Origin of the sequence: Burkholderia sp. PR2 (assembly GCF_052372875.1) — a bacterium.
GTDB classification, from domain to species: Bacteria; Pseudomonadota; Gammaproteobacteria; order Burkholderiales; family Burkholderiaceae; genus Burkholderia; species Burkholderia diffusa.
Map to the genome: position 1 here is coordinate 1,698,340 of NZ_JBQRWH010000004.1, position 13,199 is coordinate 1,711,538.

The following is a 13,199-nucleotide window of genomic DNA, read 5'->3' on the forward strand; positions in this document are numbered from 1 at the left end:
GGCCGGCGGCGTGCGGCACCGCACGCCCGCGCCCCTTTCGCACATCACACCGCGTCGCACCGGACACGCGCCGCTGCAAGAGGAGACACATCATGCTCGCATGGATCGGCGCGACCACGATCGTCGCGCTGTTCGGCCTGATCATCACGAAGCGGCTGTCGCCGCTCGTCGCGCTGATCGTCGTGCCGGTGGCCGCGTCGCTCGCGGCCGGCTTCGGACTCTCGACCGGCAAGTTCATCGTGCACGGCGTGCAGAATATCGGCCCCATCGCCGGGATGTTCGTTTTTGCGATTCTTTTTTTCGGTATCCTCACCGATGCGGGGATGCTCGACCCGATCATCGCGGGCGTACTGCGCGTGATCGGCTGCCATCCGCCGCGCATCGTGACGGGCTCGGCGCTGCTCGCGCTGCTGATCCATCTGGACGGCTCGGGTGCCGTCACGTTTCTCGTCACGCTGCCCGCGATGATGCCGCTCTACACACGGCTCGGCATGGACCGGCGGATCCTCGCGTGCGTCGCGTCGATGGCGGCCGGTGTCAACTTCCTGCCGTGGGTCGGGCCGATGCTGCGCGCGTCGGCGGCCTTGCACATTCCCGGTTCGGCAATCTTCATGCCGATGATCCCGGTGCAGATCGTCGGGCTCGCGTTCGTGTTCGGCACCGCCTACGTCCTCGGCGTGCGCGAGGCGAAGCGGCTCGGGCTCGATCGCGCCGGCGCGGCATCGCTCGCGATCGCGCCGCGCGAGCTGACCGACGCCGAACGCGCGCTGCGCCGGCCCGGCCGTTTCCGGATCAATCTGGCGCTGACGCTCGTCGTGCTCGGCACGCTGGTGTCGGGCATCATCGACCCGATGGTGATGTTCATGCTCGGCACGGTGGCCGCGCTCGTCATCAACTATCCGGACGTGCAGGCGCAGCGCGAGCGGATCGACGCGCATGCGAAGGCCGCGCTGATGATGGCGAGCGTGCTGCTCGCGGCCGGCGCATTCACCGGGATCATGTCGGGCACCGGGATGCTCAAGGCAATGGCCGAGGTCGTCGTCGCGCACGTTCCGGTCGAGCATGCGCGCCACATGCCGTTCGTGCTCGGCCTGCTGTCGATGCCGCTCAGCCTGCTGTTCGATCCCGACTCGTTCTACTTCGGCGTGCTGCCGGTGCTCGCGGAAAGCGCGAAGCTGCTCGGCGTGCCGCCGATCCAGATGGCGCAGGCCGCGCTGCTCGGCCAGATGACGACCGGTTTTCCGGTCAGTCCGCTCACGCCAGCGACGTTCCTGATCGTCGGCCTGACCGGCGTCGAGCTGGCCGAGCACCAGAAATTCACGATTCCGTTCCTGTTCGCCGCCACCGTGCTGATGGTCTTCGCCGCGGTCGCGACGGGCGTGTTTCCGTTGTGAGCGTCCGCGTATCCGTCGCGCCGGCCTCCACCAAGAAGGCCGCTCCGAAACCCGGCGTTGTCTCGCGCGCGGCGCGCCGCTCACGTTTTCCTGGAGGGCAATCCATGCAGTTCGACCTGACCGACGACCAGCGCGCGATCGAAAGCGCGATCGAGAAAATCTGCGAGCGCTTCGGCGACGACTACTGGCTCGAACGCGATCGCGCGGGCGGGTTTCCGTCCGACTTTCACGCGGCGCTCGCCGAGGCCGGCTGGCTCGGCATCGCGATGGACCCGGCCCACGGCGGCGCCGGGCTCGGGATGACCGAGGCTGCGCTCATGATGCGCACGATCAGCGCGTCGGGTGCCGGCCTGTCGGGCGCATCGGCCGTCCACATGAACATCTTCGGGCTGAACCCGGTGCAGGTGTTCGGCAACGACGCGCAGAAGGCGCGCTTCCTGCCGCCGCTGATCGCCGGACGCGACAAGGCCTGCTTCGCGGTGACCGAGCCCGATGCCGGACTCGACACGACGCATCTGGCCACGCAGGCGCGTCGCGACGGCGACCACTACGTGCTGAGCGGCCGCAAGATCTGGATCTCGACCGCGCAGGTCGCGAACAAGATGCTGATCATCGCGCGCACGACGCCGCTCGACCAGGTCGCGAAGCCAACCGACGGCCTGAGCCTCTTCTACACTGACCTCGACCGTTCGCGCGTCGAGGTGCGCGAGATCGAGAAAATGGGCCGCAAGGCCGTCGATTCGAACATGCTGTTCATCGACAACCTGCGCGTGCCGCGCGACGACCTGATCGGCAACGAGGGCGACGGTTTCCGCTACCTGCTGCACGGGTTGAACCCCGAGCGGATCCTGATCGCCGCCGAGGCGATCGGCCTCGGTCAGGCCGCGCTGCGGCGCGCAACGCAGTATGCGTGCGAACGCGTCGTATTCGGCCGGCCGATCGGGCAGAACCAGTCGATCCAGCATCCGCTCGCGCAGGCATGGATGCAGCTCGAGGCCGCGTGGCTGATGGTGATGAAAGCCGCGACGCGGTACGACGCGGGGCAGTCGTGCGGCGCGGAGGCGAACGCCGCGAAGTACCTCGGCGCGGAAGCCGCGTTCCAGGCGTGCCAGACGGCGATCGCGACGCACGGCGGGATGGGCTATGCGAAGGAATACCACGTCGAGCGCTACCTGCGCGAGTGTATGATTCCGAGGCTCGCGCCCGTGAGTCCGCAACTGATCCTGTGCTACATCGCGGAGAAGGCGCTCGGGCTGCCGAAGTCGTACTGACGCGCGGCGGCCCGCCCGGCGCGCGATTTCCCGTTCCGAATCAAGCGCTCGTCATGGACGTCAAACTCGTTGCCCGCACGCTCGACCTGTTCGAGCTGTTCGCCGCCGAACGGCGGCCGCTGCCGCTCACCGAACTCGCGCGCCTGCTCAACGTGCCGGCGTCGAGCTGCCTGGCGATGGCGCGCACGCTCGTGAGCCGCGGCTATCTGTACGAGGTGCGCAAGCGCGGCGGCTACTATCCGACGCGACGCCTGCAGACGATCGCCGCCGCGATCGACGCGCCCGATCCCGTCGTCGACATCGTGCATCCGCATCTCGTCGCGCTGCGCGACGCGAGCCGCGAGACGGCCGTGCTCGGCAAGATCCAGGGCGCGTCGGTCACGTATCTCGACGTCGTCGAGTCCGAGCAGGCGATCCGCTACACGCGCGAGCCGGGCGAGCTGCGTCCGCTGCATGCGAACTCGATCGGCAAGGCGATCTTCGCGGAGCTCGCGAGCGACGCGCAGCAGGCGCTCGGCGCGCAGCTGTCGTTCGAACGCTTCACCGATGCGACGGTGGCCGACCTGCCGGCGCTCGTCGCGCAGACCGCGCGGTTTCGCGAACTCGGCTGGGCCGAGAACCTCGGCGAGAGCGCGCCCGAGCTGTCGGCGATCGCGGTCGCGCTGACGCTCGACGGCGACTGGTACGGGCTGTCGGTCGTCGGGCCGACCGAGCGGATCCGCCAGCATCGCGACATGCATGCGGCGCTGCTGGTCGACGCAAAGGCGCGGCTGCTGGCCGAGCAGGGGCGGGGCTAGCAAAAAACGCGAAGCAGGGCGCAGGCGGTTTCGGCGGCCGTTCGCCGCGATGCCGGGCGGCATCCGGGAACGGCCGTGGCGCGTCACGCGCCGGCGGTGCGCCGCGGCGTCATGACTTCACCCACACGCCGCCCGCGCTCGGGTTGTCGCCTTGCGTCCACCATTTCGCGCAGTATTTCGCGCCTTGGTACGTGACGCAGGTGCCGCCCTGGTACGCGGTCGTAGCCGACCACACGGGCGTGCCGCCGCCGACCGGCTTCCATACCGCTGCCTGGCCGGGCACGTCGCCCTGCGTCCACCATTGCGCCTGGTACGTCGTTCCCTGGTAGGTCACCGTCGCGCCTGCCGTATAGACCTGGCCGGCCGACCAAGGCGCGCCGGGTTGCGGCGTTCCGCCGTTCGAGCCGCCGCCGTAGTTCGGATCCTGCGTGACGCCCGTGCCCCACTTGCCGTCGAGTTTCCGGAAGATCGACGCGAACGCGTATGGCTGCTGCGCGATACCCGAGCAGGTCGGCGCCACATATGCGCCGTTGTTCGGGCAAGGCTGATCGCGGCCGACCGACCAGTTGCCGAAGAAACCGTAGCCGTTGCCGATCGCCGCATTCAATACGCTCTGCGCATTCGCGAGCGTGAAGGTTTCGCCCTGCACGTCGTTCATCCCGATCATCGGCGTGACGCCCACCATCTGCCACAGTTGCGCGCCCGTTTTCGGCTGGCCCGCCGACTTGAACGCCGTATCGAGCTGCGTATAGAGCGCTTGCGCGGCGCTGATCGCGGCCGCACCCATGTCGATGTTCGCGGGGCCGTAGTCCATCGTCATCAGGTTCACCGCGTCGAACGCAACCTTGTTCGCGATTGCCGCGGCGACCACGTTCACGCCATCCTGCGTGAGTCCGGTCGGCATCGTCGGCAGCGTCAGCGTGACGTGCAGCGGCTTGCCTTTCGCCGCGTAGTCGGACTGCAGTTGCGCGACGGCCTGGAAGTTGCGGGCAACGGCAGCGCTGTCCTGCTGCGATGCGCCCTCGATGTCGAAATCGACATGCGTGAGGCCGTAGGTGTCGATCACGGTCTGATAGGCTGTCTTCAGCGCGGGGACGCTCGAGCATGCCTGCATCAGCGGTGTGCCGTTCGCGCCGCCGAACGAGACGGCAATCTCGCCGCCTTTCGCGCGATAGCTCGCGATCGACGCCGACAGCGACGCGAGCAGGTCGCCGCTCGCGCCGTTGCCGATCGGCTGCACGCCGCCCCAGGATGGCGCGCAGCCGCTGCCCGCGACCACGAACGCGAGCGTGAACTGCTGGATGCCCTGCTGGACGCCGATCCGGTCGACGAGCGGCGTCGGGTAGAGCGTCACGTCGACGAAGGGCGCATAGACACCGGCGCCGTGGGACACGCTCGCCATGGCGAGCAGGCAGCCCGCGGCGAGCGCGCGCGGGTTGAATCGCGGCAACACGTTGTTGTTCATTGTGTTCTCCAAGTGGAAGAGGGATACGCTGGCCCGCGTATCGCCGCCGGGCGGGCGATCGGGTATGCCCGGCCGGTGGCGTGCTCATCTTGGAGGATTCGTGCCGAATCGTGAATACTTAGGTGTTCTTTTCGTTATTCGATTCTCGACACGTAACGATCTTGCCGATTCGATCGCATATCGAAACGCGAACCGGGCGATTTTTCCGCCTGGTTTCAGCCGGATGGTCAACCGCGCGTTGCGCAGCGACGCTCAACGATACCAGCGCGGCGTGTAGACCCACTCACGCCCGTCGCCGATGGCGAAACGCCGCGTCGTCGACGAGCCGACGATCACCATCGTGCGCATGTCCACCTGATCGCTGCGCAGCGCGCCGAGCGTCGTCGTCGTGAGCGTCGCGCCGGGCCGGCCGATATCGCGGCCGAGCACGACGACCGTGTCGGCCGCGCGATGCGCGCGCACCGCATCGAGCGCACGGTCGAGCTGCCACGGCCGTGCACGCGAGATCGGGTTGTAGAACGCCATCACGAGATCGGCTTGCGCCGCGTGCCGCAGGCGCGTCTCGATCACGTCCCACGGCTTCAGGTTGTCCGACAGCGAGATCGCGCAGAAATCGTGGCCGAGCGGCGCGCCGGCCTGCGCGGCGGTCGCGAGCGATGCCGATACGCCGGGTTCGACGCGCAGTTCGACCGCGGCCCATCGCGGGTCGCGTGCTTCGTCGAGCGCTTCGAGCACGGCCGCGGCCATCGCGAACACACCCGGGTCACCCGACGAGACGACCGCGACGCGCCGGCCTTCGGCCGCCAGTTCGAACGCATGGCGCGCGCGCTGCATTTCCTCGCGATTGTCCGTGCCGTGGACGCGCTGGTCCGCGCGGAACGGGCCGGCCATCGTCACGTAGGTCGTATAGCCGAGGATGTCGGTGGCTTGCGCGAGCGCGGTGCGCGCGGCGGACGTGAGCCACGCCGCATCGCCCGGGCCGAGGCCGAGCACCGTCAGGCGGCCGCGTGCACGGCCGAGCGTCGCGGGATCGACGGGTTGCATCGCGACCGCGCACGCGAGGCCGTCAGACGTTGCGCGCAGCGTGTGCGCCACGCGCAACGTCGAACCCAGCAGGGCAGCAGCATCGGCGTCTTCGTCGCCTTCGTCGCCGTCGACATCGGCGAAGCGCAACGGCACGCCCAGCGTCCGTGCTGCCGCTTCGACGCACGCATCGCCGAGCAACGAGGCCGGGGCGACCAATGCGGCGAGCGCCAGCCGCGCGAGTCCGTGCGTATCGAGCAGCGCGTCGATGCGACCGGCAAGCGATGGCGACGCATCGGCCTGCACGCCGCGTGCCGCGATGCCGACCACCACGCTGCGCGGATGGATCACGAGTTCGTCGCGCGCGCCGCGCCACGCATCGGGCGTCACGCGGATCGCATGCGCGGCCGCGTCGTCACGCGGCAGCGCGACGTCGTCGAGCCAGGGCGCCGCGCCGTCGATGCGCGTCGCCGCACCCGCGAGCAAATCGGACACGAAACGCTTGCCTTGCTGGAGATCGGCGAGCGCATAGCCGTCGGGCGGGTTGAGCACGCACGCGCCGAAGCGCAGCTCGCCGCTCGTCGTGATCGCGGGCGCGACGCCGAGGCATTCGGCGATTTCGCGCGCGATCACGTTGACGCCGGTCAGCCCGCCGAGCAGCGGCACGACGGCCGAACCGTCTTCCGCGACCGCGAGCACCGGCGGCTCGACGCCCTTGTCGGCCAGCGCCGGCGCGACGCAACGGATCACGATGCCGGCCGCGCACAGCGCGACGATCGGCAGGCCGCGCGCGTAAAGCTCGCGCAGGTGCGCGCCGAGTTCGTCGAACGGCACGTCGACCTCGACGCGCGACGCGAGCCCATGCACGACTGCGCCCGGATAACGCGCCTGGATGCGCCGCGCGGTATCGAGTGCGCCCGCGCCGAGAATCACGATTGCGGGCGGAGTCGTCATCCTTGCCATTTTTCCCCCGGCACGACGAGCAGCGAGAAGTACGGTGACGCCATCGGATCGACTTCGTCGAGCGGCACGATGCGCTGCGCCGCCATCGTCGCGCGCTCGACGTACAGCGCGCGCTTCGCGAGCCCCAGTTCGTCGAGCACGCGCCGCACCTTGTCGAAGTTGCGGCCGAGCTTCATCACGACGGCTGCGTCGGCCTGCGCGAGTCGCGCGCGCAATTCGTCCGCCGGCAGCACGCCGGACAGCACCGACAGGCTCTGGTTGCGATAGACGAGCGGCTGGCCGAGCACGGCCGTGCCGCCGAGCATCGCGCACACACCGGGGATCACTTCGGTGTCGTAGCGCGGCGCGAGGCGATCGTGCAGGTACATGTACGACCCGTAGAAGAACGGATCGCCTTCGCAGATCACCGCGACGTCGCGCCCGGCGTCGAGATGCGACGCGACGATCTCCGCGGCGGTGTCATAGAAATCGGCGATCACGGTCTCGTAGCAGAGCGGCGGCGGCAGCGCCTCGGTCGTCACCGGATAGACGAGCGGCAGTTGCGTCTGCGCATCGAGCAGGTGCGCCTCGACGATCCCGAAGGCATTGCCTTTCTTGCCCTTCGCGACGAAATACGCGACCACCGGCGCGGCCTGCAGCACGCGCAGCGCCTTGATCGTCATCAGTTCGGGGTCGCCGGGGCCGACGCCGACCCCGAACAGGCGTCCGTGCGGGGCCATCATTCTGCCTCCGTCGCGAGTGCGTTGACGGCTGCTGCAGCCATCGCGCTGCCGCCACGGCGGCCGAGCAGCGCGACGTACGGCACGCCGCGACTGTCGGCGTCGAGTGCCGCCTTGGATTCGGCGGCGCCGATGAAGCCGACCGGAAAGCCGAGGATCAACGCGGGGCGCGGCGCACCGGCGTCGATCATGTCGAGCAGGTGGAACAGCGCGGTCGGCGCATTGCCGATCACGACGACGCTGCCGGCCAGATGCGGGCGCCACAGTTCGAGCGCAGCGGCCGAGCGCGTGTTGCCGAGATGCCGCGCAAGGTCGGGGACTTCCGGTTCGCCGAGCGTGCAGATCACGCGATTGCCGGCCGGCAGCCGCGCGCGCGTGATGCCTTCGGCGACCATGCGCGCGTCGCACAGGATCGGCGCGCCGGCCGTGAGCGCCGCGCGGCCCGCCGTGCCGGCGCCGGCCGAGAAGCGCAGGTCGTAGGCCACGTCGACCATCCCGCACGCGTGGATCACGCGCACTGCGAGCTTCTCGAGATCGGGCGGAATCTGCGACAGGTCGGCCTCGGCGCGGATCGTCGCGAACGACTGGCGGTAGATTTCCTGCCCGTCGCGAATATAGTCAAGCATCGGTGGTGTCCTGGCTGTGCCGCGCGCCCGTCAGTCGGTCCGCGGCCTGGTCAATCGTCAGATGGCGCGCGAGCGGGGCGCCGAGGCCCGCGGCGGCGTCGCGCCGGTAAAGGTCGTAGCGTCCGGGCGCGACCGCGACGAGGGTATGCATCGCGGGATGCGGCAGCGCGCAGTGGCGCTCGCAACCGGTCAGGTGCACGTCGACCGGATGGCCGACGCGCGCGGCCAGCGCCAGCGCATCGTGCTTCGTGTCGGCGCGCGACTTCGCGCAGCCCGCGCTGCCGGTGCAGGCGACCAGCGCCGCCAGCGGGTCGGACGTCGTGCACACGAGGCCGATCGACGCGAGCGCGTCGAGCACGGCTGGCGTGCGTTCGTGCGGCACGCCGTGCACGAACACGCCCTGCCACGGGGTCATCGACAGCGTGCCGTCGCCTTCCGCGTCAGCGAGTGCCGCAAGCCGTTCCAGTTGTGTTGCGTCGAACCGGCCGAGCACGAACTGCGCGCCGACGCTGCAGCGATCCACATCGCGCGACGGCCTTGCACCGAAACGCAGCGCGGCGTCCGCATGCTTGCGCCGCCAGCCGGCCAGTGCCGGATCGGCTTTGAGCGGGAAGGGCGCGTAAGACTGCGCGCGCGCGCGCAATGCGCATGCGCCGCCGGTCGCGAGCAAAGCGCGCATCCGCGTGACGTCGGCCGGTGCGAGATCGAGGAACGCGAGCAGCAGTGCGCGAACGAGCGCGACGGTCTGGTCCGGCGCGACGTCGAACGAAGCGGACGGATCACCGGGCGCGACCGGCGGGCAGCCTGCCAGGCCCGCGGCGATGCGGACCGCACCGTCGCCTCGACGCCACGCGGCGAGCCAGATGTCGTGCGGATGATCGAGCGCCGCGACCGATTCGCCGCCATCGAGCTGGATCGAGAATTTCGGCGACACCTCGCCGCGGCGCGGCTCGTGCGTCAGCATGTCGAGCAACGGCAGCGCGAGCGCGCGGCTGTCGAGCAGTGCGTCGGGATCGCGCCCCGCGAGCGGGCTGAGCATCAGGTTGCGGACGTCGTCGCGCGCGGCGAGCGCGGCCCGGTCGTCGGCGGCATCGGCGGCGCTCGCGCGCGGGCCCAGGCCCGCGTCGAGCAATGCGTCGGCCAGCGTATCGGCCGCGCCGTCGCGGATGCCGCGCAACTGGAGATTCGCGCGATTGGTCGCGTCGATCGCGCCGGAGCCACAGGCGCGCGCGGCGGCGGCGATCGCACGCGCCTGCCGCGCGTCGAGCCGGCCGCCCGGCAGCTTGATCCGGCACAGCCCGCCGTCGGCGGCCGCGACGACGCGCACGAGCCCCGGGCAAGCCGACGGGCGCACGGCGGGCGACGCAGGAATGGAATCGGGGGCGGAACTCAACGGGATACCGGGGCAGTGTCGGGCCGCGGCCAACGTATCGGTACACCCCGCCCGACGCCGACTGGCACGCACGCACTTTCATGCCGGCAGGTCTCCTGGCTGACAGGTCGGCGCCGACTCCCGGCCTTCCCGGTGAAACCAGTGGCATGAGGGGGGAGATCGGCTCGCTGTCTACAGTTGCGGGGGCAGCCACAGCGGCGCGGTGCGCGCCCTGTGTTCCCTCTTCGGCCCCGAAGGGCACCGGCGAACGAACGGCCGTAGGATACCCGATTTCACCGGCGCTTCGCGACCGCCGAGCGGGCTTAGTGGCCGAAGCGAAATGCGGCCCGGCGTCGGCGGCCCCGCAGATGAAACGCGCGGTGGAACACGGTACCATGCCGACTTTCGCAATGCGGACAGCTGCACCGGCGCCATCACGGCCGCCGTGCGGCGACTCGATGGAACCGGACGATGGGGAAGGGTGCATGACGGCGTGGCTGACGGTAGTGGGCATCGGCGACGACGGCTACGCGGGGCTCGGGCGTAGCGCGCGGCGCGCGCTGCTCGAGGCGACGCAGGTCGTCGGCGCGAAGCGGCACCTCGACATGCTGCCCGCGCGGCTGCGGGCCGAACGCACCGCGTGGCCGTCGCCGTTCGACCTGTCGGGCCTGCTCGCGCGGCGCGGTTCGCCCGTCTGCGTGCTGGCGAGCGGCGACCCGATGCTGTTCGGCGTCGGCGCGACACTCGCGCGCGAACTATCTCCCGACGAATGGCGCGTGCTGCCCGCACCGTCATCGCTGTCGCTGGCGGCCGCGCGGCTCGGCTGGGCGTTGCAGGACGTCGGCGCGGTGTCGCTCGTCGGCCGGCCGCTCGCGACGCTCGCGCGCCATCTGCTGCCGGGCCGGCGCCTCTTCGTGCTGAGCGCCGACGGCCGCACGCCGGCCACGGTCGCGGCCGAACTCGCCGCGCGCGGCTTCGGTCCGACGCGCATCAGCGTATTCGAACACCTCGGCGGGCCGCTCGAACGGCGCATCGACGGTCTCGCGCAAGACTGGAACATCGACGAAACCGCCGCGCTCAATCTCGTCGCGCTCGACTGCCAGGCCGGCCCCGATGCGCCGCGCCGAGCACTCACGCCGGGCCTGCCTGACGACGCGTACCGCCACGACGGCCAGCTCACCAAGCGCGACATGCGCGCGCTGACGCTCGGACGCCTCGCGCCCGCACCCGGCGAACTGCTGTGGGACGTCGGCGCGGGTAGCGGCTCGATCGGCATCGAGTGGATGCGCGCGCATCCGTCGTGCCAGTCGATCGCGATCGAGTCGCATGCGGAGCGGCAGCGCTTCATCGAACACAATCGCGACGCGCTCGGCGTGCCGGGCCTGCAACTCGTCGCGGGGCGCGCGCCCGCTGCGCTTGCCGGGCTTGCGACGCCCGACGCGATCTTCATCGGCGGTGGCGCGACCGCGCCCGGCGTGCTCGCCGCGTGCTGGTCGGCGCTGAAGCCCGGCGGCCGGCTCGTCGCGAATGCGGTCACGCTGCAGGGCGAGCTGGCGCTCGCCGCGTGGCGCGATATTCACGGCGGCACGCTCACGCGCGTGTCGCTCGCGCACGCCGAACCACTCGGCCGCTTCGACACGTGGCGGCAGCCGTTGCCCGTCACGCTGTACGACGTGCGCAAACCCGATTCCACGGCAACGGACCTCGCGGACCCCACGTGATGCGCGACGAAACCCCCGAACGACCGGCGCCGCTGCGCTTCGGCTATACGACCGGCAGTTGCGCGACCGCGACGTCGCTCGCGGCCGCGCGCCTGCTGCTCGCGGGGGGCGCGATCGACGCCGTCGAGATCGTGCTGCCGAAGGGGCAGCACGTGATGATGCGGCTTGCGTTCTGCAGGACGACTGCCGACGGCGCGGAAGCCGGCACGATCAAGGATGCCGGCGACGATCCGGACGTCACGCACGGTGCGCTGGTCTTCGCGCGCGTCGCGCTCGCGGCGGTGCCCGGCGTGCGCTTTCACGCGGGGCCGGGTGTCGGCACCGTCACGCGCGCCGGACTCACGCTGCCGGTCGGCGAACCGGCGATCAATCCGGTGCCGCGCCAGATGATGACCACGCACCTCGACGCGCTCGCGGCCGAATTCGCCTACGCAGGCGGCTTCGACGTGACGATCGGCGTCGAGGGCGGCGAGGCACTCGCGCTGAAGACGATGAACCCGCGTCTGGGCATCGTCGGCGGATTGTCGATCCTCGGCACGACCGGCATCGTGCGGCCGTTCTCGTGCTCGGCGTACATCGCGTCGATCCACCAGGGCATCGACGTCGCACGCGCGAACGGGATCGCGCACATCGCCGCGTGCACCGGCAACGCGAGCGAGGATGCGATGCGCGCGCACTACGGCCTGCCCGACATGGCGCTGATCGAAATGGGCGATTTCGCCGGCGCGGTGCTCAAGCACCTGCGCCGCGCGCCGGTCGCCCGCCTGTCGATGTGCGGCGGGTTCGGCAAGCTCAGCAAGCTTGCGGCAGGCCATCTCGACCTGCACAGCCGCCATTCGAGCATCGACCTGCCACTGCTTGCACAGTGGGCGGCCGAGGCGGGCGCGAGCGCAGCGCTGCAGGCCGCGATGCGCGCGGCGAACACCAGCCAGGAAGCGCTGAAGCTCGCGCAGGCCGACGGCGTGCCGCTCGGCGACATCGTCTGCGCGCATGCGCTGCGGGTCGCGCGCGACATCGTGCCGCCGTCGGTCTCGGTCGAGATGTTCGCGATCGACCGGCAGGGCCGCTTCGTCGGGACCGCACGATGAGCGCGCGCATCCTGCTGCTCGGCGGCACGGGTGACGCGCTGAAGATCGCACGCGCGCTCGGTCCGCGGCACGTCTACAGCCTCGCGGGCCTCGGCAAGGTGCCCGACGACTTGCGCTGCGAAGTGCGCGTCGGCGGCTTCGGCGGAGCGGCTGGGCTCGCCGCGTACCTGCATGGCGCCGGCATCGGCCTCGTGATCGACGCGACGCATCCGTATGCCGCGCGAATCAGCGCGAATGCGGCGGCCGCCGCGCGCGACGCGGGCGTGCCGCTGTGGGCGCTGCGACGCGCGCCGTGGGCGCCGCAACCCGGCGACGACTGGAGGATGGTCGACGACTGGGCCGGCATCGAGGCCGCGCTCGCGCCGTTCCGGCGGCCGCTGTTCACGCTCGGCCGCGAACCGCTCGCGCATCTCGACGAGATTCCGCCGCACCAGTTCTGGCTGGTGCGCTGCCTCGATGCGCATCCCGGCAACGCGCGCGCGCAGGTCCTCGCCGCGCGCGGGCCGTTCACGCTCGACGGCGAGCGCGCGCTGTTCGCGCTCGCGGGCATCGACGTCGTCGTCAGCAAGAACAGCGGCGGCGCCGCGACCGAGGCCAAGCTCGACGTCGCGCGTGAACGCAGGCTTCCGGTCGTGATGCTGCGCCGGCCGACGCTGCCCGACGCCGATCGCGTGTTCGACTCGGCCGCCGCGCTGCTCGATGCGCTCGACCCTGCCGCGCGTGCGTGATGCCGCGCGACCGGCTGCCCCATGAATTGATG

The 13,199-nt window shown here is 70.7% G+C and carries 11 protein-coding genes and 1 riboswitch; of the genes, 6 read left to right on the top strand and 5 right to left on the bottom strand.

The window, feature by feature from the left end; translation table 11 throughout:
* Positions 1-92: 92 nt before the first annotated feature.
* From ACT2FV_RS25075 to ACT2FV_RS25085, 3 genes are all read left to right on the top strand, one after another.
* Entirely contained in the window at positions 93-1,394 is a 1,302-nt protein-coding gene (locus tag ACT2FV_RS25075; RefSeq protein ID WP_151050732.1) for a CitMHS family transporter, read from the top strand.
* Between the two features lie 104 nt (positions 1,395-1,498).
* Complete coding sequence (locus ACT2FV_RS25080) at positions 1,499-2,665, top strand: acyl-CoA dehydrogenase family protein (RefSeq protein WP_444505025.1); 1,167 nt, start codon at positions 1,499-1,501, stop codon at positions 2,663-2,665.
* Between the two features lie 53 nt (positions 2,666-2,718).
* The gene (locus ACT2FV_RS25085; protein ID WP_444505026.1) at positions 2,719-3,462 is read left to right on the top strand and encodes an IclR family transcriptional regulator; all 744 of its coding nucleotides are present in this window, start codon (positions 2,719-2,721) and stop codon (positions 3,460-3,462) included.
* A gap of 109 nt (positions 3,463-3,571) precedes the next feature.
* On the opposite strand, the gene ACT2FV_RS25090 is transcribed toward ACT2FV_RS25085, so the two are convergent.
* The 5 genes from ACT2FV_RS25090 to cobG form a co-directional block, all read right to left on the bottom strand.
* Entirely contained in the window at positions 3,572-4,927 is a 1,356-nt protein-coding gene (locus ACT2FV_RS25090; protein ID WP_444505027.1) for a chitinase, read from the bottom strand.
* A 252-nt stretch (positions 4,928-5,179) separates the two neighbouring features.
* Positions 5,180-6,904 carry a precorrin-3B C(17)-methyltransferase gene (gene cobJ, locus ACT2FV_RS25095; RefSeq protein ID WP_444505028.1) on the bottom strand — a complete coding sequence of 575 codons (1,725 nt, stop codon included), beginning with the start codon at positions 6,902-6,904 and terminating at the stop codon, positions 5,180-5,182.
* Positions 6,901-7,635 (bottom strand): precorrin-2 C(20)-methyltransferase, encoded by a 735-nt coding sequence (locus tag ACT2FV_RS25100; RefSeq protein ID WP_444505029.1) that lies wholly within the window; start codon positions 7,633-7,635, stop codon positions 6,901-6,903. The genes cobJ and ACT2FV_RS25100 overlap by 4 nt, the downstream gene beginning before the upstream one ends.
* On the bottom strand, positions 7,632-8,258 hold the full coding sequence (locus tag ACT2FV_RS25105; protein WP_059606783.1) for a precorrin-8X methylmutase: 627 nt from the start codon (positions 8,256-8,258) through the stop codon (positions 7,632-7,634). The genes ACT2FV_RS25100 and ACT2FV_RS25105 overlap by 4 nt, the downstream gene beginning before the upstream one ends.
* Complete coding sequence (gene cobG / locus ACT2FV_RS25110; protein WP_444505451.1) at positions 8,251-9,612, bottom strand: precorrin-3B synthase; 1,362 nt, start codon at positions 9,610-9,612, stop codon at positions 8,251-8,253. Before cobG ends, ACT2FV_RS25105 begins: the two co-directional genes overlap by 8 nt.
* A gap of 107 nt (positions 9,613-9,719) precedes the next feature.
* A riboswitch (cobalamin riboswitch) is annotated at positions 9,720-9,911 on the bottom strand.
* Between the two features lie 204 nt (positions 9,912-10,115).
* Between cobG and cbiE the strand changes: the two genes are divergently transcribed.
* Genes cbiE through ACT2FV_RS25125 form a run of 3 tightly spaced genes read left to right on the top strand, consistent with a single transcriptional unit; the run spans position 10,116 to position 13,167 of the window.
* Positions 10,116-11,351: a precorrin-6y C5,15-methyltransferase (decarboxylating) subunit CbiE gene (gene cbiE, locus ACT2FV_RS25115; protein WP_124902481.1), complete on the top strand. Its 1,236-nt coding sequence runs from the start codon at positions 10,116-10,118 to the stop codon at positions 11,349-11,351.
* Entirely contained in the window at positions 11,351-12,439 is a 1,089-nt protein-coding gene (locus ACT2FV_RS25120) for a cobalt-precorrin-5B (C(1))-methyltransferase (protein WP_444505030.1), read from the top strand. The genes cbiE and ACT2FV_RS25120 overlap by 1 nt, the downstream gene beginning before the upstream one ends.
* Entirely contained in the window at positions 12,436-13,167 is a 732-nt protein-coding gene (locus tag ACT2FV_RS25125) for a cobalt-precorrin-6A reductase (protein WP_124902435.1), read from the top strand. Before ACT2FV_RS25120 ends, ACT2FV_RS25125 begins: the two co-directional genes overlap by 4 nt.
* Positions 13,168-13,199 lie beyond the last annotated feature (32 nt).